This is a genomic window from Streptomyces sp. SPB074 (assembly GCF_000154905.1).
In the GTDB taxonomy this organism is placed as follows: Bacteria; Actinomycetota; Actinomycetes; order Streptomycetales; family Streptomycetaceae; genus Streptomyces.
In genome coordinates, this window is sequence record NZ_GG770539.1 from 297,637 (window position 1) to 319,775 (window position 22,139).

Annotated in this window: 18 protein-coding genes, 6 pseudogenes and 1 other annotated feature; of the genes and pseudogenes, 6 read left to right on the forward strand and 18 right to left on the reverse strand. The window is 69.7% G+C overall.

All coding sequences use genetic code 11. The features are described from left to right. On the reverse strand, positions 1-1,912 hold a 1,912-nt coding region (locus SSBG_RS01235; RefSeq protein WP_199781322.1), incomplete at its 3' end, for a phosphopantetheine-binding protein. Between the two features lie 80 nt (positions 1,913-1,992). Then, positions 1,993-2,595: a group II truncated hemoglobin gene (locus SSBG_RS01240; RefSeq protein ID WP_158677731.1), complete on the reverse strand. Its 603-nt coding sequence runs from the start codon at positions 2,593-2,595 to the stop codon at positions 1,993-1,995. On the opposite strand from SSBG_RS01240, the gene SSBG_RS01245 reads away from it, so the two are divergent. After that, on the forward strand, positions 2,594-3,190 hold the full coding sequence (locus SSBG_RS01245) for a YdeI/OmpD-associated family protein (RefSeq protein WP_008744420.1): 597 nt from the start codon (positions 2,594-2,596) through the stop codon (positions 3,188-3,190). The genes SSBG_RS01240 and SSBG_RS01245 overlap by 2 nt on opposite strands. Positions 3,191-3,300: 110 nt before the next feature. Here the strand turns inward: SSBG_RS01245 and SSBG_RS01250 are convergent, their stop codons facing one another. From SSBG_RS01250 to SSBG_RS35970, 7 genes and pseudogenes are all read right to left on the reverse strand, one after another. Further along, positions 3,301-3,531 (reverse strand): hypothetical protein, encoded by a 231-nt coding sequence (locus tag SSBG_RS01250; RefSeq protein ID WP_008744421.1) that lies wholly within the window; start codon positions 3,529-3,531, stop codon positions 3,301-3,303. A 193-nt stretch (positions 3,532-3,724) separates the two neighbouring features. Beyond that, positions 3,725-5,016, reverse strand: a pseudogene (locus SSBG_RS01255) (IS256 family transposase). A 38-nt stretch (positions 5,017-5,054) separates the two neighbouring features. Next, a protein-coding gene (locus SSBG_RS01260) for an IS3 family transposase (protein WP_420790253.1) occupies positions 5,055-6,250 on the reverse strand; the annotation gives its coding sequence in 2 pieces (ribosomal slippage) (positions 5,055-5,971 and positions 5,971-6,250; 1,197 coding nt in all). Continuing rightward, positions 5,844-5,972, reverse strand: a sequence feature (AL1L pseudoknot). Its footprint overlaps the gene before it by 129 nt. 33 nt (positions 6,251-6,283) lie before the next feature. Continuing rightward, a complete protein-coding gene (locus tag SSBG_RS35960; RefSeq protein WP_420790254.1) occupies positions 6,284-6,700 on the reverse strand; it encodes an IS630 family transposase in 417 nt (138 codons plus the stop codon). Between the two features lie 220 nt (positions 6,701-6,920). Next, a pseudogene (locus SSBG_RS35965) lies at positions 6,921-7,085 on the reverse strand (helix-turn-helix domain-containing protein); the annotation flags it as partial. 78 nt (positions 7,086-7,163) lie between these two features. Next, positions 7,164-8,374 (reverse strand): IS3 family transposase gene (locus SSBG_RS01275; protein ID WP_086023026.1). Its coding sequence is split into 2 segments (ribosomal slippage): positions 7,164-8,083 and positions 8,083-8,374, totalling 1,212 coding nucleotides; the frame shifts between segments, so codons are not numbered across the junction. 124 nt (positions 8,375-8,498) lie between these two features. Further along, positions 8,499-8,549 (reverse strand): annotated as a pseudogene (locus SSBG_RS35970) (hypothetical protein); the annotation flags it as partial. On the opposite strand from SSBG_RS35970, the gene SSBG_RS30515 reads away from it, so the two are divergent. Next, positions 8,527-9,327, forward strand: coding sequence for an RHS repeat-associated core domain-containing protein (locus tag SSBG_RS30515; protein WP_234010706.1), 801 nt, complete (start codon positions 8,527-8,529; stop codon positions 9,325-9,327). The pseudogene SSBG_RS35970 and the gene SSBG_RS30515 sit on opposite strands and share 23 nt — an antisense overlap. Positions 9,328-9,465: 138 nt before the next feature. Then, on the forward strand, positions 9,466-10,005 hold the full coding sequence (locus tag SSBG_RS33020) for a hypothetical protein (RefSeq protein ID WP_158677732.1): 540 nt from the start codon (positions 9,466-9,468) through the stop codon (positions 10,003-10,005). A gap of 326 nt (positions 10,006-10,331) precedes the next feature. Here the strand turns inward: SSBG_RS33020 and SSBG_RS01290 are convergent. After that, positions 10,332-11,706: pseudogene (locus tag SSBG_RS01290) on the reverse strand (IS1380 family transposase). Between the two features lie 439 nt (positions 11,707-12,145). On the opposite strand from SSBG_RS01290, the pseudogene SSBG_RS30525 reads away from it, so the two are divergent. Continuing rightward, positions 12,146-12,355, forward strand: a pseudogene (locus tag SSBG_RS30525) (transposase); the annotation flags it as partial. Positions 12,356-12,598: 243 nt separating this feature from the next. Here SSBG_RS30525 and SSBG_RS01300 read toward each other — a convergent pair. The 6 genes and pseudogenes from SSBG_RS01300 to SSBG_RS01320 all read right to left on the reverse strand — a co-directional run bounded on the left by SSBG_RS01300 (position 12,599) and on the right by SSBG_RS01320 (position 17,346). Further along, positions 12,599-13,420 carry a hypothetical protein gene (locus tag SSBG_RS01300; RefSeq protein WP_037868646.1) on the reverse strand — a complete coding sequence of 274 codons (822 nt, stop codon included), beginning with the start codon at positions 13,418-13,420 and terminating at the stop codon, positions 12,599-12,601. A gap of 177 nt (positions 13,421-13,597) precedes the next feature. Further along, on the reverse strand, positions 13,598-14,053 hold the full coding sequence (locus tag SSBG_RS01305; protein ID WP_008744432.1) for a hypothetical protein: 456 nt from the start codon (positions 14,051-14,053) through the stop codon (positions 13,598-13,600). Positions 14,054-14,244: 191 nt separating this feature from the next. Next, positions 14,245-14,664, reverse strand: a complete 420-nt coding sequence (locus tag SSBG_RS34045) for an IS630 family transposase (protein WP_234010707.1) — start codon at positions 14,662-14,664, stop codon at positions 14,245-14,247. A gap of 100 nt (positions 14,665-14,764) precedes the next feature. Then, a pseudogene (locus SSBG_RS34050) lies at positions 14,765-15,301 on the reverse strand (winged helix-turn-helix domain-containing protein); the annotation flags it as partial. Continuing rightward, positions 15,294-16,853: a recombinase family protein gene (locus SSBG_RS01315; protein WP_050776698.1), complete on the reverse strand. Its 1,560-nt coding sequence runs from the start codon at positions 16,851-16,853 to the stop codon at positions 15,294-15,296. The pseudogene SSBG_RS34050 and the gene SSBG_RS01315, both read right to left, overlap by 8 nt. A gap of 67 nt (positions 16,854-16,920) precedes the next feature. Then, positions 16,921-17,346: a YjbQ family protein gene (locus tag SSBG_RS01320; RefSeq protein WP_008744436.1), complete on the reverse strand. Its 426-nt coding sequence runs from the start codon at positions 17,344-17,346 to the stop codon at positions 16,921-16,923. 53 nt (positions 17,347-17,399) lie between these two features. On the opposite strand from SSBG_RS01320, the gene SSBG_RS01325 reads away from it, so the two are divergent. Further along, positions 17,400-18,494 (forward strand): NAD(P)-binding domain-containing protein, encoded by a 1,095-nt coding sequence (locus SSBG_RS01325; RefSeq protein ID WP_037868648.1) that lies wholly within the window; start codon positions 17,400-17,402, stop codon positions 18,492-18,494. A gap of 47 nt (positions 18,495-18,541) precedes the next feature. On the opposite strand, the gene mltG is transcribed toward SSBG_RS01325, so the two are convergent. Together mltG and SSBG_RS01335 are read right to left on the reverse strand one after the other, a co-directional pair. Further along, the gene (gene mltG, locus SSBG_RS01330) at positions 18,542-19,432 is read right to left on the reverse strand and encodes an endolytic transglycosylase MltG (RefSeq protein ID WP_037868650.1); all 891 of its coding nucleotides are present in this window, start codon (positions 19,430-19,432) and stop codon (positions 18,542-18,544) included. A 13-nt stretch (positions 19,433-19,445) separates the two neighbouring features. Further along, entirely contained in the window at positions 19,446-21,416 is a 1,971-nt protein-coding gene (locus SSBG_RS01335) for an ABC transporter ATP-binding protein (protein ID WP_008744439.1), read from the reverse strand. A 105-nt stretch (positions 21,417-21,521) separates the two neighbouring features. Here SSBG_RS01335 and SSBG_RS01340 point away from each other — a divergent pair, with 105 nt between their 5' ends. Beyond that, positions 21,522-22,079 carry a MarR family winged helix-turn-helix transcriptional regulator gene (locus SSBG_RS01340; RefSeq protein WP_050776699.1) on the forward strand — a complete coding sequence of 186 codons (558 nt, stop codon included), beginning with the start codon at positions 21,522-21,524 and terminating at the stop codon, positions 22,077-22,079. The last annotated feature ends 60 nt before the right edge of the window (positions 22,080-22,139 follow it).

The following is a 22,139-nucleotide window of genomic DNA, read 5'->3' on the forward strand; positions in this document are numbered from 1 at the left end:
CGAGGTCCGTGTGCGGGCCGCGCCCGAGCCCGAAGGGCCGGTGGGTCAGGGCGGCGCGTACGGCGCGGTCCACGGCGTCGGCGTCCGCGCCCTCGGGGACGTCCAGGACCGGGACGTCCAGGTCGGCGGGCGCCTCGGGGAGCACGCCGAGCGTGCCGTCGGCGCCGGCCCGCAGGCGCAGTGCCTCGTGCGCGCCGACGAGGTCGCGCCAGGCGGCGCGCAGCCGCGCGAGGTCCAGGTCGTCCACGTGGAAGCTCTGGTGGTACTGGCAGCCGCGCCCGGTGCGGCCGTCGAGCCTGGCCACCAGGTACGCCTGCTGGAGGTCGCGGGCGGGCACGGTCGTCCCCGGCGCGGGTTCGCACAGTCCTCGCAGCAGCCGGCCGAAGCGGGTGAACAGGGCCTCGGGCGTGCCCGGCGGGAAGAGGGCGTCGGCGGTGTCCCAGCGGTAGTCGAGGCCCCCGTCGCGTTCCCGCATCTGGTGGTCGAGCGCGATGCCGGAGGTCTGGCCGACGACGTACCGCTCGTGGTCGCTCATGCTGCCGCGTCCGGCGCCCTCGAAGTCCAGGTCGAGGAGGCTGGTGAAGACCACGGGCAGGGCGGGCGCGCCGCCGCCGCGGGCGCGCAGTTCGCGCAGGACCTCGACGCTGCCCGCGTGCGCGTGGGACAGCGCCTCCCACACCTGCTGGTGGACGGTGCGCGCGGCCTCGTCGGGGTCGGGGGTGTGCGCGTCGACGACGAGCAGGCATCCCGAGGTGTAGGGGCCGACGATCGCCTCGGCGGCGGCCGGCAGCCGGGGCCGGTCGGTGGTGGTCAGGACGAGCGTGAAGGGCTCGTGCGGCCCCGCCGGTGCCAGGGCCTCGGTGAAGGCGGTCAGAACGAGCGAGGTGGGCGAGACGCGCAGTGCGGTGGCGCGTGCGCGCAGTCCGGCCCACTGGGCGGGGGTGAGCCGGCCGCGGCGCGGGGTGCGCAGGTGGCCGTCGAGGCCGGGCGGCGGCAGGGGCGGTTCGGGGCGCAGGACGGGCGGCCCGCCGGGCAGGCCCTTGAGCCGTTCCGCGGCGCGGGAGACGGCGGCCTTGTGGGCGGGTCCCGCTCGGTGGCGGGCAAGCGCGTCGAGGGTGTCGCGGAGGCTGAACGGCGCGTCGGGCAGCCGGTGTTCGTCGTTCTCGTACGCCTGCCACCAGTGGTGCAGCAGCAGGTCGGTGCCGTGCGCGTCGGTGACGGTGCCGTCGAGGCTGAGGTGGACCACGGCGCGTCCGGCCGGTTCCCGGCAGATCTCGACCTGGAACGGCGGCCAGTGGCCCGGCGGGTACCGGTGGTGGGACAGGCGGCGGCGCACGGCGCGCGCCTCGGCCTCCAGCGCGTCCGCGCCGTCGGTGTCGTGGACGACGGGCGCGGGGACGCGCACGCTCGGCTGGACCCGCTGGTGGTGTCCGACGCCGGTGAGGCGGAGCGCGTCGAAGTGCTCCACGAGCCGCGTCCAGGCGCGGGCGAGGCGCTCGGTGTCCAGGCCGTCGCACGCGAACTCGTGGTAGTGGTGGCAGCCGAAGGCGTCCGGGTCCAGTTCCGGGTACCTGCCGACGACGTACGCCTCCTGCATGGGGGTCGCCGGGACGGGTTCGTGGCGCGCCTCGGGGTCGGCCACGACGTCCACGGGCCCGGCGGCGCCGTCGGCGTCCTCGCCGTCGGCGCGGTCGATGCGGTCGGCCAGGTCGCGCGGGGTGCGGCACTCCAGGAGGAGGGCGAGCGGCACCTCGGTGCCGAACTCGCTCTCGATCTCCAGCATCAGCCGCACGGCGGACAGCGAGGTGAGCCCGGCGTCGGCCAGGTCGGCGTCCGGGTCCGGCGGCCCGGTCCAGGTGAGCAGGGGCTCCAGGACCCGGAGCAGTCGTGCGCAGGTGGTACCGGCGGTCACCTCGGCGGATGACACGGGGACGGGTTCCGCGGGCTTCAACGCTCCCCCTCGACTGGGTGATGGGTCTCAGCGGTGCCGGTTCACCACTTCCAGCGGCCCAGTACCGGGTACGGGGGCTGGAGCATCGGGTGGTCGTCCTCCTGCGAGGCCTTGGTGGTGAAACCGGCGGCCTTCTCGACGTTGGCGGTGAACGCCTTGCGGAAGCGGTCGTCGTCGGGCAACGCCACCTCGTCGGCCGCCCGGAGCAGCAGCGAGACGAACCGGTCGCTCTGCTCGGGGGTGATGCGCATCCCGGCGTGGGCGCGCAGCAGTGCGATGAAGCCGCCGAGTTCGTCGGTGTAGCGGGCCGGGCCGCCGAGCATCTCGGTGAGGAACGCGGTGAAGTGGTCGGCGTGGTAGGGCGATCCGGCCCGGAACAGCTCACCGAGCAGCGGGTCCTCCAGGACCGTGTGGTGGAAGTGCTCCGCCAGCCGCCGCAACGCCTCTTCCCCGCCGACGTGCTCGTACATCGTCGTCATGCGTCCGCCCTTCGCCGTGCCGCTCGACCGGCGCAGACCGTATGCCGGGTCGCCCCCGGCCTGCTGCTCAACTTTGTGCACGCCGGGCCCCGGCCCGGCCGGGGACGGGCCGGGCGCGCGGGGCCACCGGCGGTGGTTGACCCGTTCCCGGGGGTGGGATTTCATGGCGGGCATGTCCGAGGGAACAGCGAAGTCGCCGGATCCGGTCCTGTCGTTCGGCACGCAGGAGGAGTGGGAGAACTGGCTGGAGGAGAACCACGGGGACGCGGCGGGGGTCTGGTTCCGTGTCCCGAAGAACGGTTCGGGGGCCGAGGGCGTCGACTACGCGCACGCGCTGGAGTCCGCCCTGTGCTACGGGTGGATCGACGGGCAGAAGAAGAAGCAGGACGAGCGGTACTGGTTGCAGCGCTTCACTCCGCGCCGGTCCGGCAGCAAGTGGTCGAAGGTGAACCGGGAGAAGGCCACCGAGCTGATCGAGGCGGGGCGGATGCGTCCCGCCGGGCAGCGGGAGGTGGACAAGGCCAAGAAGGACGGCCGCTGGGAGGCGGCGTACGCGGCCCAGAGCAAGGCGACGGTGCCCGACGACCTCCAGTCCGCCCTGGACGCGGCGCCCGGGGCGCGTGACTTCTTCGCCACGCTGGACAGCCGCAACCGGTACGCGATCCTGCACCGCGTCGAGGACGCCAAGAAGGCCGAGACCCGGGCGTCCCGCATCGAGAAGTTCGTCGCCATGCTGGCGGAGGGCAAGAAGCTGTACTGATCCGCCGCGCCCCGGCCCCGGTCGTCCTCCCGGCCGGGGCCGAAGACGGGGCGGACGGGAGCCCGGGGGCGGCGCGCGGCGGCCCCCGGGCGCCGCGTCCGCCCGGGCCGTTACCGCTCCTCGTGGCCGGGCGCCGGGCAGGCCGCCGCCGTGCCCGCCTCCGGTGGCTCCTCCCCGGCCTCAGTGTGGGCACCGACGGCGGCGGCCGTGAGCACGTTCTCGCGCTGGCGCTCAGGCGAAGACGTCGTCAGCTTCACGCGCGACAGCCGCCGCACTCCGAGCAGGCACTTGCCGCATCCGTCGTAGGGCCGTTCGATCGCGTTGAGGTCCGTACCGCGCATTTCTTCTCTCCGTTCGAGCGCGCATGGTACGGAGAATCGGCGGCACGACCCAGCTGAACGATCTTGGTCACCCCAGGAAACTCAGCCGCACCTGACGGTCCGGGTTGTCCACGTTCGTATCCACCAAACTCCGTTAAGGCAACTGCCAAGGTAGGGTCTGTCAAACGAGCGGTGTAAGTAGGGTTGTTGAGGGTTACTGGCGGGCTGCGGAGAGTCGGCCGTCGAAGGTGATGTCGAAGGCGTTGAGAGCGGTTTTCCAGCGCATGGTCCAGCGGGCCTGGCCCTTGCCGGTCGGGTCGAGCGACATGATCGCCATGTAGACGCACTTCAGGGCGGCCTGTTCGTTCGGGAAGTGCCCCCGGGCTTTCACCGCCCGGCGGATCCTGGCGTTGACGGACTCGATCGCGTTGGTGGTGCAGACGATGCGGCGGATCTCAATGTCGAAGCGCAGGAACGGGGTGAACTCCTCCCACGCGTTCTCCCAGAGCCTGACGTCGCCGGATACTTCTTGCCCCATGCGTCGGCGAACTCCGCGAACCGATCGAGGGCCGCGTCCTCGGTCGCCGCGGTGTAGACGGGCTTGAGGACCTTGGCGATCTTGTCCCAGTCCTGGCGGGCGGCATAGCGGAAGGAGTTCCGCGGCAGATGGACCACGCAGGTCTGCACGACGGTGCGGGGCCAGACGGTCTCGACCGCGTCGGGCAGGCCCTTGAGCCCGTCGCATACGAGCATGAGGACGTCGTTCACGCCGCGGTTCTTGATCTCGGTGAGGATGTGCATCCAGTGCTTGGCGCCCTCGCCGCCGTCGCCGGCCCACAGCCCGAGAATGTCCCGCCGGCCCTCGACGGTGACGGCCAGGGCGACGTAGATGGGCCGGTTGGCGACCGCGCCGTCGCGGATCTTTACGTGGATGGCGTCGATGAAGACGACCGGGTAGACGGCGTCCAGGGGCCGGTTCTGCCATTCGGCCATGCCTTCGAGGACCTTGTCGGTGATCGTGGAGATCGTCTGGCGCGACACGTCGGCGCCATAGACCTCGGCCAGGTGGGCCTGGACCTCGCCGGTGGTCAGGCCCTTCGCCGCGAGTGAGATGACCATCTCGTCGACGCCGGACAAACGCTTCTGGCGCTTCTTGACGATCTTCGGTTCGAAGGAGCCCTCGCGGTCGCGGGGCACGGTTGTCTCCACCGGGCCCACGTCGGTCAGTACGGTCTTGGCGCGGGTGCCGTTGCGGGAGTTGCCGCCGTTCTTCCCCGCCGGGTCGTGCTTGTCATAGCCGAGGTGGTCGGTGATCTCGCCCTCGAGGGCCGACTCCAGGAGTCGTTTGGTCAGCTGCTGGAGCAGCCCGCCCTCGCCGGTCAGCTGCAGGCCCTCCGCCTGAGCCCGGCCCACCAACTCGTCGATCAGCCGGTCGTCCACAGACTTCGACGGCACCGTCTCAGACGGCTCGACGGGCTCGGCCTTGGTCACGTTGTTGCTGGTCATCGATGCATCTTCCATGATCGGGAGTTACACCGAACGTTTTACAGTCCCGCCTCGAACTCGGCCGGGGTGACGTGTCTGAGCTCGCCGTGCAGGCGTCGCTGGTTGAACCAGTCGACGTACTCGGCGACCGCGATCTCGACGTCGTTGATGGACGTCCAGGGGCCCTTGTTGCGGATCAGCTCGGCCTTGAACAGGCTGTTGAACGCCTCGGCGAGGGCGTTGTCATACGAGTCGCCCTTGGAGCCGACCGAGGCCACGGCCGCCTTGTCGGCGAGGCGTTCGGTGTAGCGAATGGCACGGTATTGAACTCCGCGGTCCGAGTGATGTGTGAGGCCGGCGAGGTCGGCACCGGTGTGCCAGCGGCGCCAAATCGCCATCTCCAGCGCGTCGGGCGCGAGGTCGGTGTAGAGGCTGGTGGCGACCTGCCAGCCGACGACCATGCGGGAGAACACGTCGATGACGAAGGCCGCGTAGACCCGGCCGGCGAAGGTCCTGATGCAGGTGATGTCGGCAACCCACAGCTGGTTGGGTGCAGTTGCGGTGAACTGCCGCTCGACCAGGTCGGCCGGGCGGTCGGTCTCCGGAGCGGGGCGGGTGGTGCGCGGGCTCCTGGTCCGGATCACCCCGCGAAGTCCTGCCTGCCGCATGAGGCGTTCGACCGTGCAGCGGGCCACCTCGACTCCTTCGCGGACCAGGGCGGCGTGGACCTTGCGAGCCCCGTAGACACCGTAGTTGTCGGCGTGGATCCGGCGTATGTCCTCGGTCAGTTCGCCATCGCGCGGGCTGCGGGCCGACGGCGGACGGTTGTGGGCGGCGTAGTAGGTGCTCGGCGCGATCGGCGCGTCCGTCTCGGCGAGGACGTCGCAGATCGGCTGGACGCCGAACGTCTCCTTGTACTGGTCGATGTAGGCGACCTTCATCGCGATGGACGGTCCAGCTCCGCTGCGAAGAAAGCCGAGGCGGACTTCGATATCGCGTTCGCCCGCCGCGGTTCCTTCACCTCCCGCTCCAGCTCCGCGATCCGGGCGGCCTCCGCGCTGGTGGTGCCGGGCACGGTGCCCTCGTCGATCTCGGCCCGCTTGACCCAGCCCCGCAGAGCCTCAGGGTGCACATCCAGCTGGTCGGCGATCCGCTTGATCGCGCCGGCCCGGCCGACCGGGTCCTCGCGGGCCTCGACGGCCAGACGTGTCGCGCGTTCACGCAGTTCATCGGGGTACTTACGGGGAGCAGCCATGATCGGCATCCTTCCGGGTCTTGATGGTCTCCATCAAACCCGGGGAGGTTCAGTGTAGCGGACGTGCGGGGCTTTGAAGTAGCCGGTGATGATGTGGGGTTGGCGTTGTCGGCGGTGGAAGAACCTGCGGGTCTCGGCGGCGAGTTCGGTCCGGTTCCTGGCCCGGTGGGTGTGGGGCAGGTTGCGTTTGAGGTCGGCGTTGACGAGCTCGTCCGGGTTGAGTTCGGGTGAGTACGAGGGCAGGAAGTGCAGTTCGATCTCGTCCTGGTGGTCGGCGAGCCAGGCCCGGACGGTCTTCGAGCGGTGGGCCGAGTGCCGGTCCACGATCAGGTGGACCTTCCGGTCGAAGTGACCGACGACGCGGGCGAGGAAGCGGCACATGACCGTCGCGTCGAACGACTCGGTGAAGACCATGAAGTGCATTCGGCCCTTGGTGCTGAACGCGGACATCGCGTTCACGGAGAACCGGTTCCCGGTGCGGCGGACCACCGGTGTCTTCCCCTTTCATGCCCCAGGTGCGGCCTGTGACCTGGTCCGAGCGGATCCCGACCTGGTCGGCGAACAGGATCTCGCCGTTATCGGCCTTCGCCCGGGCGTGGATCGCCGGCCAGGTCTCCTCGTGCCACGTGCGGACCGCTTCCGGATCCCGCTCGACGGCCCGCTTGTCGGGCCGCTGGAAGGTCAGTCCCCAGCGCTTGAGGTACTTGCCGACCCCGGGACCGGTGAAGCGGACTCCGTACAGATTGAAGATCAGCCGGCCTATCTGCCCCCGCGTCCACAGCTGACCCGAAAGCCCCAGGCCGGACGGCGTGTGATCGAGGACGGCCTGCCGCACGGCGGCCTGCTCGGCCTCGGACAGAACCTGATGCTCACCCGCGCGCCGGCGGGCCTTGACCCTGGAGTTTGAACACGTCTATGCGGCTCGGGCCAGGGTAGTTGAGGTTGGGTGGACGGTGATCTCGTAGGTGATCGGGGCTCGCTGGCCGAGCCGGGAATGACGGCGTCGGGTGTTGTAGCGGGACAGCCAGTGGAAGGCGTCGAGTCGTGCCTCGCGCTCGCTTGACCAGCCCTTTCGGCCCTTCAACGTCTCCCTTTTAAAGCTGGCGTTGAACGATTCGGCGGCGGCGTTGTCCGCGCTGGACCCGACGGCGCTCATGCTCTGCAGGACACCGGCCCGGCGGCAGGCGTCCGCGAAGGCCCCGCTGGTGTACTGGGCTCCGTGATCGGTGTGCATGATCGCCCCGTTCAGACTGCCGCGGGTCCGTTCCGCGGCGGCGAGGGCGTCGATGACGAGCTCGGTGCGCATGTGGTCGGCGATCGCCCAGCCTGCCAGGCGGCGCGAGCACAGGTCGATCACTGTCGCGAGATAGCAGAACCGTCCGCCGCCGACGCTCAAGTAGGTGATGTCACCGACGTACTTGGTGTTGATCTCCTTCGCGGTGAAGTCGCGGCCGATCAGGTCCGGGGCCTTCGCGGTGGCCGGGTCGGCGATGGTGGTGCGGTGCCGGCGCCGCAGACGGACCCCTTCGAGGCCGATGGTCCGCATGATCCTGGCAACGCGCTTGTGGTTGACCGCCTGGCCGCCCTCGTCGCGGAGCTCGGCAGTGATCCTCGGGACTCCGTAGGTGCCGTCGGACTCCTTGTGGGCCTTGCGTATCCGGGCCGCGAGCCGGTCGTCAGCGGCCTGACGGGCCATGCGAGCCGGGGCGGTGCGACGCCAGTAATAGAAACTCGAGCGGGCGATCCCGAGAATGTCGCAGAGCCGCTTCACGCCGTATCGGCGCTGGTGATCCTCAACGAACTGGCAGCGGTTCACCAGCGCGTCTCCGTCGCGAAATACCGGGCCGCCTTGCGGAGGATGTCGCGTTCTTCCTCCAGCTCGCGGATCCTCTTGCGCGCGGCGGCCAGCTCCGCCTGAACCGGGTCACCGGCAGGCTGCGGTGCCGTTGCGGGGGCGGAATGGGCACCGGCGCGGCGTCCGTCGGCGGCCCGGATCCAGTTCCGCAGCGTCTCGGTGTTCACTCCGAGATCGGCGGCGACCGACTTGATCGTCGCTCCCGGACGCGACCGGTACAACGCGACCGCGTCCGCCTTGAACTCGGCGGGGTAATGCTTCATCCCCACAGGGACTCCGTTCTCCTGGACCATCAAGATCCAAGTCTCTCCGGTGTCCAAACTCCAGGGTCAGGGCCCGGCCCCGAGGCCGGGACAACAACGCGTCCCGCCCGCCGGCCCGCCACCTCGCCCACCAGTTGTCCACGGCCCTGACCGACACCCTGAACAGAGCGGCGACCTCCACCCGGTCCCGGCCCTCCACCAACGCCGACACCGCCAGCAACCGCACAGCCTCCTGCGCGTCCGGCGACCAACTCCGCGCATCCCCCACCACATCACTCACACACCATCAACGAGCCTGCACCCAAAGCGTTTCGGATCAATATGACGAGTACGGCAATCCGCTCGATCCCACCGCCGTCGCGGCGAAGTACGGATCCCTGGGCGCCTACCAGCGCGCCACGGACGGCCTCGCCGGTTATACCCTCATGGGTGTCCGAATGTACGATCCCGCCACCGGCCGCTTTCTCCAGGCCGATCCGGTGTACGGGGGCAACACCAGTACCTACGTCTACCCCGCCGACCCGATCGGTCAGTCGGACACCAGTGGCGAGCTGAAATACCGAACCCAGACGAAGTCGACGAAGAACTACACCATCGGAATCAGCCGGAACTGCAACTCATCGAAGGCGAAATGCAGTCTGACGTGGTACGTGAAACTGAAGGCGATCTGGAAGAAGCACGGATCGCTGAAGTTCGTGTACAGCATCGTCCTTCCGCTGTACAATGCCAAGAAAAATCAGAACTACGGCCACCTGGAGCCGGGCACATACACCTTCCATGGCTCCTGGGGCGTCCCGAACGGAAAAGGTAGGCCGGAGTCGGATCGCGGGAAGTACAAGGTTATGGGGATGACCTTCTGGTTCGACTGGACGGACAACGTCGAATTTAGCGGAAAATTCACCGTGCAGAAAGTGTGCGTCAAGAACCCGACGCTGAACGTGTACGGCCTCTTCACCTGAGGCTTCGCGGACTGATCCGAGAAGTCTCGTAAGTACGCCACTGGGGGAAGGATACCAAAATCGCATCCTTCCCCCAGCGGCGCGACGTTTCCTAAGACTCGATGCGATCGGGTCGCTCTATTTGCAAGGTGGCGGGGCATGGCAAATTTTGCAGACTGGCGAGACAGGATGCTCCGAGCAGTATGGCGACAGGGAGACGATCTGCCGGAAGAAGTTTCGGACTGGATGTCCGAGCTGTACGAAGAGATTGGCGCGATCTCAGAGGAAAATTTCTGCGAACTTTGGACCTCGCGCACCTTCTCGATGGCCAGGGCGGCTTTCCAGGTCGTCAAAGATTCAGCAGAAGAGGAAACTAGAAAAAAAATAACCGGAGAGGAGTACTGCTACATCGACTATATGATCGACCCAGAAACCGGGCCGGTCGGCGTTGTTAGGATCAAATCCGAGGAAGTCTCGACGCCGGATTGGGAAGAAATCTTGGGCACCATGGCAGAAGGGGTCCAAGAATTTATTATGAGTCATTACAGGATCGTCTGGCCCATTTGCGAGACTCACCGTTCAGGTTTGCATGTGGGTTATTTCCATGGTCTTTCTGTCTGGAACTGCAGGGAGGGGGCTACGGGTGGTCACGTGGTGAAAGCGATCAATCCTGCCACCTGCCTCCAAGAGGGCGTTTGATCTATTGAGCGTTTTCAGGGTGGCCACTGATCGGGCGACCGGCCGGTGTGGGGTCGGAGTGCGAAACGGACAAGGCCCTTGTGCCGTTGAGGGAGGTGTTCGCCTCCTTCAGTGAATTCCTTTCCACGCCCAACCTCGATTCGTCAGTGGAGGCTGCTCCGATTAGCCTCGATCTTTCGTGACGGTCCGTCGGTTTCTTCGGCGGGCCGTTTCGGTTGTTCGAGCTGGCGGCGGGCAAGCTGATGGCCCGGCTGTCGCGTCGAGTGTGCGCCGGGTTCCACGCTCCGGTGGGGGTGGTGCTGCTCGCGGGGACGGGAACGTGCTGGTCAGGCGGGGTTCGGGAGAGCTTCGAGTCGCGCCAGGGCGTCGGTGATCACGTCGGTCCAGGGCCAGTGGCCTGCGAACCGCACATACCGTCGGCGGGCGGTCGTGACGATCTGGGCGGCGGCGGAGAGAAGGAGAAACCGGAGACGGCGGGGCTCCCGCCTGCGGATTTCGCCGGTCTGAGCGAGCATCGGCATCCAGGCCAGCAGGTCCAGGGCGAGCTGGACGATCTCCAGCCAGATCTGGTTCTGCGCGGTGTCGTGCAGGGGCAGGTTGCGCAGGCCGGTGGCCCGCGCGGCCCGGATGCGGTCCTCGGCCCGCGCCCGCTGGCGGTGCCACAGTTCCAGTGCCGCGATCGGTATGCCGGTGGCGTTGGTGGCGAAGCAGGTCAGCCGCAGTCCGTCGGCGTCGGTGATCCTCAACTGGGCGCCGGTATAGGGCCTTCCTTGTGGACGATCAGCCGCGTTCCCTTCGGGCAGCCCTTCAGAAAGTCGCCGGACAGTTCGGCGACCCAGGCGCCGTCCCGGATCTCGCCGCCGGGCTCGATCGCTGCCGTCCAGGCCGTGGCGGGAACCTTGAGGACGGCTTGGTGGATCTGCTCGGTGATGGTCATGCCGACCGAGTACGACAGCCACCGGCCGCGCTGGGCGAGCCAGGCCACGAACTCGTGGGTGCCACCTGCGGAGTCGGTGCGGATCAGCGTCTGGCGCCCGCGCCGGTACTTCTTCGGCAGTTGAGCCAGGGCGAGCCCAGCCGTGGTGATGTGGCCGGCGGCGGTTTGCTGCCTGCGTTGCCCGGTCTGAGCAGGCCGGCCACCGGCTCACCGGTCCCGCCGCTTCCGTGGTCGACGAAGCCCATCAGGGGGTGGTGGCCGAAGGTCTTCTTCCAGGTCCCGGGGGCGTCCTGTTTCTCGGAGTGGGCCAGCACGAGCACCCCGTCCAGGTCCACGATCACGTGTCCCGCGGCATCCGGCGCCGCAGTGCCGGCCAGCTTCCAGACGCTCTCACGTGCTTCGGCCCGAGCGGCCCTGATCGCGGACAGGGCCTTCGGCCCGGCTGCGGCGAGGGCGTCGACGAGCCGGGAGACCGTCGGGTCGGAGGCCACCGGCCCGAACACGCCGGGCTCGGCCGGCAGCGTCCCGACATCCGCGAGGCAGTCCCCGCCCAACGCGACCGCGAGGGCCACGTCCAGCAGGATCTTCCCCGGATCGTGCACCGCCCGCGGCCGTCGCCACGGCGCCAGCGCCGCCGATATCGCCCGGTCCAGCCCGGTCTTGCGGACCGTCTCGACCAGCAGCACGGCCCCGGCCTCGGACACCACCCCACGGCCTCCGCCCTCGATGCGGACGCGTGGATAGGACCCGATACGCTTCTTCACCTGGGAAGTGCCTCCGGCGGTGGCAGGAACAAGGACCTCGACAATCCTCATTCTTGCTGGTCAGAGGCACTTCTCGCTTTCCTGACCACCCGTCGGACAGCCCGCTTCATGAAAGCGCGAGGTTAGGGCTTGTGCCTGGGCGGAGCGAGACAACCCGGCCGCTCCTTGTACTCCGCCCACGACTTGTTCCCGGAGTGCGGTCCGGGAGTGTCCAATAGACGGCGGATCCGATGATCAAGGAGTCGCCTGATGAGTGAGACCATCACCGAGCACGGGGCCGTGGAGGAGTCGGTCGTCGAGTCGGCCGCGGAAGCGGTGTCGGACGAGCAGTTGATTGGCATGCTGGTCGACCGTGCCCGTTCCGATGGGCTTCAGCTGACCGGGGAGGGCGGGCTGCTGCAGCAGCTGACCAAGCGGGTGCTGGAGTCCGCCCTGGAGCGAGAGCGTCAACGCCCGCATCCGCAAGGCCGTCCGGGCCCGCGGTCACTTCCCGTCGGAGGCCGCCGCGTTGAAGTGCGTCTACATGGCGCTGATGAGCCTGGACCCGACAGGCAAGGGCCGACGCCGCTGGACGATGCGCTGGAAGGCCCCGCTGAACGCCTTCCAGATCGCCTTCGAAGGCCGCCTCACCCCCACCACCACCCACTGAACCTCAACAACCACGATCAGCCGTTGACTGGACAGACCCGTACTGCGCCGCTTCCCCGACATCCGCCTCGCCGTCCCGCCCGAACACATCCCCTGGCGACGGACCCGCCTGGTCCGCGGCCCGGAGTCGCTTCAGGTCCTGTACAGCGGATCGGAGGGCGTGGCGCCTCTTCGCCCGCGCGGCTGACGCGAGGGAAGGGGGCGGACGGCGGGTTCAGCGTCCTCGCGGTGGGAAGGACGCCGGTCAGGCCGCGGCCGGGTCCGAAGACACCGCGATGAGGACAAGGCCGGAGAGCCCGGTCACCGCCCGGATCGAGTCCGCGAAGACCTCGGTCGTCCAGGCCGCCACGTCGGTGGTCCACTCCCGTACATCGCACCGGAAGGCGAGTGCGAGGCGCAGGCGCTCGGCCTGCACCATCCCGGCGAGCGGTCGGGCGAGCCCAGGCGTCGCGGCTGCGGTGGCGGGCTTGCAGCTGGCCACCCGCATGTTGCCGTACGTGCGGGCGAGCGCCGCTTCCCGGATCGCGTCGGCCCGCTCGGCGAGGCGCGCTGAGGGAAGCGCGGACACCGTGACCGTCAGTGTGGTCGCGTCGGCGGGATTGGCGAGGGTGTACCAGTCGGCGTTCTCCGCGAGGGCGACGCGCGCGTCTCCCGCGCGGTGGAGCGGCGCGAGGGTGTGCGTGCCGGTGAGCCGCACGGTGCCCACCCGGCGGAGCGCGTCCGCGAGCACGGTGAAGACGGGAAGGACCGGCAGGCGAGGTTCGCGTCGGACCCTTCCGGGCATGTGGGAGGGCCGGGGAAGCGATGCCTGGAGCCAGGCGAGCTGACGGACGGCTCCGTCCGGGGTCCAGTCGCCGCCGGCGTCGTTGTGGTCCCAGAGGTTCTCGGTCTGCTCGTCGGCCAACGCCGTGGAGCTCCACGCGAAAGCGGACGCGCGCTGCACGGCGAGGCTGAACACGTCCTCTTCGAGATCGAACTCGGCGTTGACCTGTTCGATCCAGGGGTGCTTGTCGAGTACTCCATGAAGTCCGACGATGAAGGTGGCGTCCAGACCGGTGTCGCTCATGGTCCCTACTCCAGGATCTAACGGGTGAAAGGCCCGGGTCGGGGGGACCCCGCACCCGTGGGGGCGCGGTCCCCCCGCATCAGGAGCGGCGTCGAGCCTTGAGTTCATAGGCGCCTCTGCGGGGGCACAGCGTTCGCTTTCCGCTCTCCGTGCATGGCGCGCTACGTGCTCGGGGCCTCAAGCTCCGCACTTTACCGTGACCGCCTTGGTGTACGCCTTCTCCGGGGTGTCAGCGACGCCGATCAGGTCCACGTCGATCATGGTGCGCCACTGGCGCTTGCTCTGGTTCGCGCACTTCTTGCGTGCGACGACTCTGCGGGCGCTGCCGCCGTTGCCGGACTTGAGGTTCTTCGAGTTCTTCGCCACGGAGTGCCACTTGCTGCCCTTCTTGGCAGCCTTCACCTGGAGCCAGATGGTGACCCTGGCCTCGGTGCCGGGGCCGGCGACGTGTGTCCACCAGGCATGGGCGGATGCCGTGCGGGGAGGGGTACTTGAGATGTGTACGCGGTCCCCGTTGGTGACGAAGGTGCCGGGGCCCTTCACGGAGGGGGCAACGGCCGCGGAAGGTGAGACGGAAAGGCCGAGCAGAGCAGCCACGAGGGCCATCGACGTCAGCGGAGTGCGCAGGCGCACGGAGTAACTCCTTGTTCGGGTGCGAAGCCGTGCGCAGGCGCCCTCGCCACCCAGTGCTGCGGGGCTCTCTGGAAGCGGGTCGGCATCGCCATACGCACGGATCGGACACTAAGGGCTACAACCCTGCAATTGCGTCATTCAGCGTGGCTCCGTGACCGCTTCCTGGGATGCGGCTACTATTGATCAGAAACTCATGGGGTTCGTTCGTCGAGGGTGTAGCGGACGTGCGGGGCTTTGAAGTAGCCGGTGATGATGTGGGGTTGGCGTTGTCTGCGGTGGAAGAACCTGCGGGTCTCGGCGGCGAGTTCGGTCCGGTTCCTGGCCCGGTGGGTGTGGGGCAGGTTGCGTTTGAGGTCGGCGTTGACGAGCTCGTCCGGGTTGAGTTCGGGTGAGTACGAGGGCAGGAAGTGCAGTTCGATCTCGTCCTGGTGGTCGGCGAGCCAGGCCCGGACGGTCTTCGAGCGGTGGGCCGAGTGCCGGTCCACGATCAGGTGGGCCTTCCGGTCGAAGTGACCGACGACGCGGGCGAGGAAGCGGCACATGACCGTCGCGTCGAACGACTCGGTGAAGACCATGAAGTGCATTCGGCCCTTGGTGCTGATCGCGGACATCGCGTTCACGGAGAACCGGTTCCCGGTGCGGCGGACCACCGGTGTCTTCCCCTTTCATGCCCCAGGTGCGGCCTGTGACCTGGTCCGAGCGGATCCCGACCTGGTCGGCGAACAGGATCTCGCCGTTATCGGCCTTCGCCCGGGCGTGGATCGCCGGCCAGGTCTCCTCGTGCCACGTGCGGACCGCTTCCGGATCCCGCTCGACGGCCCGCTTGTCGGGCCGCTGGAAGGTCAGTCCCCAGCGCTTGAGGTACTTGCCGACCCCGGGACCGGTGAAGCGGACTCCGTACAGATTGAAGATCAGCCGGCCTATCTGCCCCCGCGTCCACAGCTGACCCGAAAGCCCCAGGCCGGACGGCGTGTGATCGAGGACGGCCTGCCGCACGGCGGCCTGCTCGGCCTCGGACAGAACCTGATGCTCACCCGCGCGCCGACCCTGCGGCCGGGACAACAACGCGTCCCGCCCGCCGGCCCGCCACCTCGCCCACCAGTTGTCCACGGCCCTGACCGACACCCTGAACAGAGCGGCGACCTCCACCCGGTCCCGGCCCTCCACCAACGCCGACACCGCCAGCAACCGCACAGCCTCCTGCGCGTCCGGCGACCAACTCCGCGCATCCCCCACCACATCACTCACACACCATCAACGAGCCTGCACCCAAAGCGTTTCGGATCAATAACTCACTCTCCACGAAACCCGGGGGCTTGACACTGGCCGGGAAGAGCGTCACCCGTATGCCGAAGTCGATCAAGATCTCCTTTCGCGCCTGTACATCCGCAGCGCGGAACCAACGGTCGGCGACCGTCTCGCCAGTCGGCCGCCGGACCATGCCAGGCGCCCGCCGTGGCTCAGCCTCGAGAGCGGCCAGCTCCCTTCCCAACGCGGCGTATCGGTCCCGGAACCACACTGCGTCATCCAGGGCGTCATACAGCCCGGCGTCACGGTCGGCTCGCAGCCGTTCACGGCTGGCCCGGTTCTCCGCCACGCGCTCGGGAATGCCATTACCCGCGTCGTACACCGTCTCGTAGATCATGCCGTCACCCAGCTCTCGGAGGAACCACTCCTCGACGTAAGCGTCAAGAAGATGAGCATTGATGAGGGGTGCGGGTCGGCAGTGCTGCGCCTGAAGCCAGCCCTTGTTCCGCGCCGTACACGTGTAGCGCGGTGGGGCGTCCTTCGACGTCTGGGTGTAGAGACGCGTATGGCACTGCCCGCACAGGGCGACCGTGGTCAGCAGGTATTCGCGGTTGGAACGGCGGGTCCAGGGAGCCTTCCGGGAGAGGATGGCGCTCCTGAGCGCCTCGTGCGTGGCCCGGTCCCACAGCCCCTCGCAGAGCCGTACGGGGTGACCGTCCGCCCTGCCGAGGACGGGCCTGTTGCGGTGCATCAGATACCCGAGGGTGGCTTCCGACAGAAGGATGTTCTTCAGGCTCTGCGGTGACCACGGCCGCCCACCTGCCGGCTTGCCGTACATCATGGCCAGGTGATCCGCGGGTGACGGTTCCTCGGCACGGTTGAGACGCGCGGCCTCGCTGCTGCAGGTGACGTTGTCCGGATCGGCAAGGATACGGCGGGCGACGTTCCGCAGCACCTCCGAGGCATGCGGGTGCAGTTCGACCTGATCGATCTTCCCTCCCATCACCTTCCGCACGTACTGGAAGCCGTACGACGGCTTGCCCTTCGGACGGCCGGCGGCGCGGGTCTTGACGGTGGCGTCACGGTTCCTGCGCTGGATCGCGCGCAGTTCCATCTGCGCGCCCCATGCCTCCATGGTGAAACGGTTCTCGTCGGCGGGGTCGTCGAGATTCCAGGCTCCGTCGTGCCCGTACGTGACGAGCATCTTCTTCTCGTCCCGCATCTTGTAGCCGGTGTTCAGGCTGTCGACGACGTTGCGACCGAGCCGGTCCACCGCTGCGGCGACCAAGCCGTCGTACGGGCCCCTCTCGTCACGGAGCCACGGGCCCAGGCTGGGTCGGGTCACCGGATCCGTAGCGCCGGAGACCTCCCAGTCGTCCGCCCAGCCGATGATGTGGGCGCCGACGGCGGCGGCGGCAGTGAGGACGTTCTCGCGCTGGCGCTCAGGCGAAGACGTCGTCAGCTTCACGCGCGACAGCCGCCGCACTCCGAGCAGGCACTTGCCGCATCCGTCGTAGGGCCGTTCGATCGCGTTGAGGTCCGTACCGCGCATTTCTTCTCTCCGTTCGAGCGCGCATGGTACGGAGAATCGGCGGCACGACCCAGCTGAACGATCTTGGTCACCCCAGGAAACTCAGCCGCACCTGACGGTCCGGGTTGTCCACGTTCGTGTCGATCAGGCACACCGACTGCCAGGTGCCCAGGGCCAGGTGGCCCGAGGTGACCGGGAGGGTAGCGTGGGGTGGGACGAGGGCGGGAAGGACGTGGTCGCGGCCGTGGCCCGGGGTGCCGTGGCGGTGGTGCCAGGGGTGGGTGGAGGGGAGGAGGGTCCGCAGGATGTCGAGGAGGTCGTCGTCGCTGCCCGCGCCGGTTTCGAGGACCGCCAGCCCGGCGGTCGCGTGGGGGACGAAGAGGTTGAGGAGGCCGTCGCGGCCTGCGGCGTGGGCGGCGAGGAAGGCTTCGCAGTCGGCGGTCAGGTCGTGGACGCTTTCGTGGGTGCCGGTGCGGACGCGGAGGGTCTCGGTGCGGAAGGTCATGAGGGGCATCCTCGCGCACCGGGTGCGGGAAGATCCGGCGGCACGGCGTCGTTGGCGGGAGTGTGAACGAGGACAGAGCGGTGGACGTCGTGGTGGCCGGAGCCGGGCAGGCGGGGCTGTCGGCCGCGTACCACCTGCGGCGGGCGGGGATGGACTTCGTCGTGCTCGACCACGCGCCCGCGCCCGGGGGCGCCTGGCAGTTCCGGTGGCTCTCGCTCACATACGGCAAGGTCAACGGGATGCACTCGCTGCCCGGCATGGAGCTGACCGGGGCCGATCCCGCGCGGCCCTCCTCCGAGGTCGTCGCGGAGTACTTCCGCGCCTACGAGGAGCGGTTCGCGCTGCCGGTGCGCCGGCCCGTGGACGTGCGCGCGGTGCGCGAGGGCGGGGACGGGCGGCTGCGCGTGGAGACCTCGGACGGCACGTGGTCGGCGCGGGCCCTCATCAGCGCGACCGGCACCTGGGACCGCCCCTTCCGGCCGCACTACCCGGGACAGGAAAGTTTCCTCGGTGAACAGCTGCACACGGTGCGCTATCCGGGTCCGGAGTACTTCGGCGGCAAGCGTGTCGTCGTGGTCGGGGGCGGGATATCGGCGACGCAGCACCTCCTCGAACTCGCGCCCTACGCGGCCGCGACCCGCTGGGTGACACGGCGTGAGCCGGTCTTCCGCGAAGGGCCCTTCGGCGAGGAGGAGGGCCGCGCGGCCGTGGCGCTCGTGGACGCGCGGGTGCGGGACGGGCTGCCGCCGCGCAGCGTCGTCTCGGTGACGGGACTGCCCCTCAACGACGCGGTCCGCGCGGGGCTCGCGGACGGCACGCTCGACCGGCACCCGATGTTCGCGCGGATCACGCCCCGCGGGGTGGAGTGGGCGGACGGCAGCCGATTCGACGCCGACGTGATCCTGTGGGCGACGGGCTTCCGGCCCGCCCTGGAACACCTGCGGCCCCTCGGCCTGCGGGAGCCGGGCGGCGGCATCCGGATGGCGGACACGAAGGTCGTGCGCGACCCCCGGGTGCACCTGGTCGGGTACGGGCCCTCGGCGAGCACGATCGGCGCCAACCGCGCGGGGCGCTCTGCCGTACGGAACCTCCGCGCGCTGCTCGGCGAGACGGCCCCGTCCGCGGCCGCGGCCGCGCCCGTACCGGCGACCGCCTGACCTGCCGCTCGCCGACTCCCCCACTCCCCCGCCCCCCCTGGTCCCGCTCAGGACGAGGCGCTCGGGCTCGGGGAGCTGTGGCGGCTGTTGAACTCGGCCACGTTCTTCTGGTGCTCCGCGTAGTCGCTGGTGAAGCGGGTGTCGCCGGGCGCGACCGTCACGAAGTAGAGCCAGCTCCCCTCGGCGGGGCGGGTCGCCGCGCGCAGTGCCCCGGCTCCCGGGTTGGCGATGGGGGTGGGCGGCAGGCCCTTGTGGACGTACGTGTTGTAGGGGGTCTTGCTGCGGGTCTCCGAGGTCTTGGTGTGCAGGGTGCTGCGGCCGAGCCCGTAGTTCAGGGTCGAGTCCATCTGGAGCGGCATTCCCTCGTCGAGCCGGTTGTAGACGACGCGGGCGACGCGGGCCATGTCCTTGTCGGTGGCCGCCTCGGACTGGACGATGCTCGCGACGGTGACGAGCTGGTAGCGCGAGACGGCGTTCTGCTCGGCCCCGGCGCCGACGGTGCCGCCCGCGTAGGTGCGGTTGGCCGTGTCGACCATCGTGGCCAGCAGGCGTTCCGGGGTGGTCCGGTCCGTGATCGGGTACGTCGCGGGGTAGAGGTAGCCCTCCGGGTTGCCGCCCGCGTCGCCCGGGAGCGCGAGTCCGGCGTCGGCCGCTTTCGCGCGGGTCGTCCCCTTCTTGAGCCGCAGGGCGGTGTCGACGGCCGTGTAGACCTGGCTCGCGCGCCAGCCCTCGGGGACGGTGAGCGTGGCGGCGTGCGCGGGGCCCTCGTCCTCGTCGCCGCTCAGGACGAGCGGCACGGCGATCGCGGCGGCGACGACCGCGAGGGCCGCGCCGAGGAGGGCGAGTCTGCCCCGCCGGGTGATACGGGTCCGGCGGCCTCCGGGCGGGCCGGGCCGGCCGGGAGGGGGCGTGGGGCGGCGGCGTGAGGGCTGGGTCATAAGGGAACGTTAATCACTTGTGTCCCGTTTTCTGTGTCTTGACGGTGGCCGGAGGAGTGGAGGGCAGGATCACCGGTCCGGGAGCCGCCTCCGTACGGGGCGCCTCCGTACGGGGCACCTCCGTACGGGGCACCTCCGTACGGGGCGCGTCCGCGCGGGAGCCGCCCGCGCCGGTGTCGTCGCCCTCGGTGTCGCCCCTGCGGGAATCGCTGCGCACGAGGGCCGCGTAGGCGCCGTCGCGGGCCAGCAGTTCCTCGTGGGTGCCGCACTCGGCGATGCGCCCGCCGTCGAGCACGACGATCTGGTCGGCGTTCCTGATGGTGGAGAGGCGGTGGGCGATGGTGAGCGTGGTGCGCCCCGCGGCGAGGGTGTCGAGCGCGTCCTGCACCGCGCGTTCGGTACGGGTGTCGAGGGCGCTCGTGGCCTCGTCCAGGACGAGGACGGGCGGGTCGCGCAGGATCGTGCGGGCGAGGGCGAGGCGCTGCTTCTCGCCGCCCGAGAAGCGGTGCCCGCGTTCGCCGACGATCGTGTCGTAGCCCTGCGGGAGGCTCGCGATGTGCTCGTGGATCTGCGCCGCGCGGGCCGCGGCCCGCAGTTCCTCCTCGCTCGCGTCCGGCTTGGCGAAGCGGAGGTTGTCGGCGACGGAGGCGTGGAAGAGGTACGTCTCCTGCGAAACGACGCCGACGGCGCGGGCCAGGGTGTCGAAGTCGAGGTCGCGCACGTCCACGCCGTCGAGCGTGACGCGCCCGCCGCTGACGTCGTACAGGCGGGGCACGAGCTGGCTCAGGGTGCTCTTGCCCGAGCCCGTGGGGCCGACGACGGCGAGCGAGCCGCCGGCCGGGAGGGTCAGGTCGATGCCGTCGAGCACGGGGCCGTCGTCCCCGTAGCGGAAGGCGACCTTCTCGAAGCGGACCTCGCCCTCGACGCGGTCGAGGCGGACGGGCTCCTCGCGTTCGGTGATGTCGGCCGGGAGGTCGAGGTACTCGAAGATGCGCTGGAAGAGCGCGAGCGAGGTCTGCACCTGCACGCCGGTCGCGAGGAGGCTCACCGTGGGGCGGAACAGGCCCTGCTGGAGCGAGACGAAGGCGACGAGCGTGCCGAGCGAGATCGCGGCACCGCGCGCCTGCGCGAGTCCGGCCGCCCAGTACAGGACGGCGGGCATCGCGGCCATGACGACGCTGATGACGGACATCCGCCAGCGGCCGGCCATGTTGGAGCGCACTTCGAGGTCGACGAGTTCCTCGGACTCGCGCGCGAAGGAGCGGGTGAGGGAGTCGGCGCGGCCCATCGTGCGGCCGAGCAGGATGCCGCTCACCGACAGGGACTCGGTGACGGTCGCTGCCATGGTGGCCATCTGGCGCTGGCGCTCGCTCGTGATGCGCTTGCGCTCGCGCCCCACCCGGCGGCTGACGAGGACGAAGACGGGCAGCAGGACGAGCGAGACGACGGTGAGCCGCCAGTCGAGGGCGAGCATCGCGACGACCGTCGCGATGACGGAGGTGAGGTTCGAGACGAGGCTCGTGGCCGTCGAGGTGACGGTGGCCTGCATCCCGCCGATGTCGTTGGCGATGCGGGACTGGACCTCGCCGGTGCGGGTGCGCGTGAAGAAGGCGAGGGACATGCGCTGGAGGCGCGCGTACACGCCGGTGCGCAGGTCGTGCATGACGCGCTGGCCGACCGTGGTCGACAGGAGCGTCTGGAGGACGTTGAAGACGCTCGACAGGACGGCACTGAGGATCATGCCGAGCGCGAGGAGACTCAGCAGCCCCGTGCGCCCGTCGGGGATCGCGGTGTCCAGGATCTCCCGGAGCAGGAAGGGGGTGACGACGGAGACGAGCGAGGAGGCGGCGACGAGCAGGCCGACGACGGCGAGACGGCCCCGGTAGGGGCGGAAGAGCCGCAGGATGCGGCGGATCTGGCGCGGTTCCTGGTCCGCGCGGGCGGCTTTGTCGGGCGGGGTCCAGTTGATCTCGGGCGGGCGCATGGGCTCCTTCAGGGGGTGACGGACAGGGGTGCGGGCGGTTCTCGGGGAGCATAGTTCATTGTTACCTATGTACACAATGAACCTGGTCCTGATATTGTTCCCGCCATGCGCTCCCCCGCCGCCCCGGACCCCGAGGCGCCCTCCCCGGGCCCCGCGTCCGGCCCCGTGCCCGCTCCCGACGGTGACGCCGCCCTCGCCGAGCAGCTGCTCCGGCTCAACCGCCGCCTGCACCGTCTCCAGCGCCACCGGTTCGGGCCGCTCGGCCTCACCCCCGCGCAGAGCCGCCTGCTGCGCGCCGTGGCGGCCTTCCCCGAGCCGCCCCGCATGGCGGATCTCGCCACGCGGCTCGACGTCGTCCCGCGCGCGGTCACGACGCTCGTGGACGCCCTGGAGGCGGGCGACCGGGTGCGCAGGGTGCCCGATCCGGGCAACCGCCGGGTGACGCGCATCGAGCTGACCGACGAGGGGCGCGAGACCCTGGAGGCGCTGCGCCGGGCGCGGCGCGAGGCCGCCCGCGAAGTGCTCGCGCCGCTGGGCGCCGGGCAGCGCGCACAGCTCGGCGAACTGCTCGAACTGCTGGTCAACGGGGGGGCCGAGGAAGGGCACGCCCACTGCGGGCACCCGCCCCGGACGCCCGTACGCAAGGACGAGGGGCGACAATAGGCCCGACCCCGCCGCCGGGCGGCCCCGCGTGCCCGGCGGCGAACCGTCCACGAAGGAGTG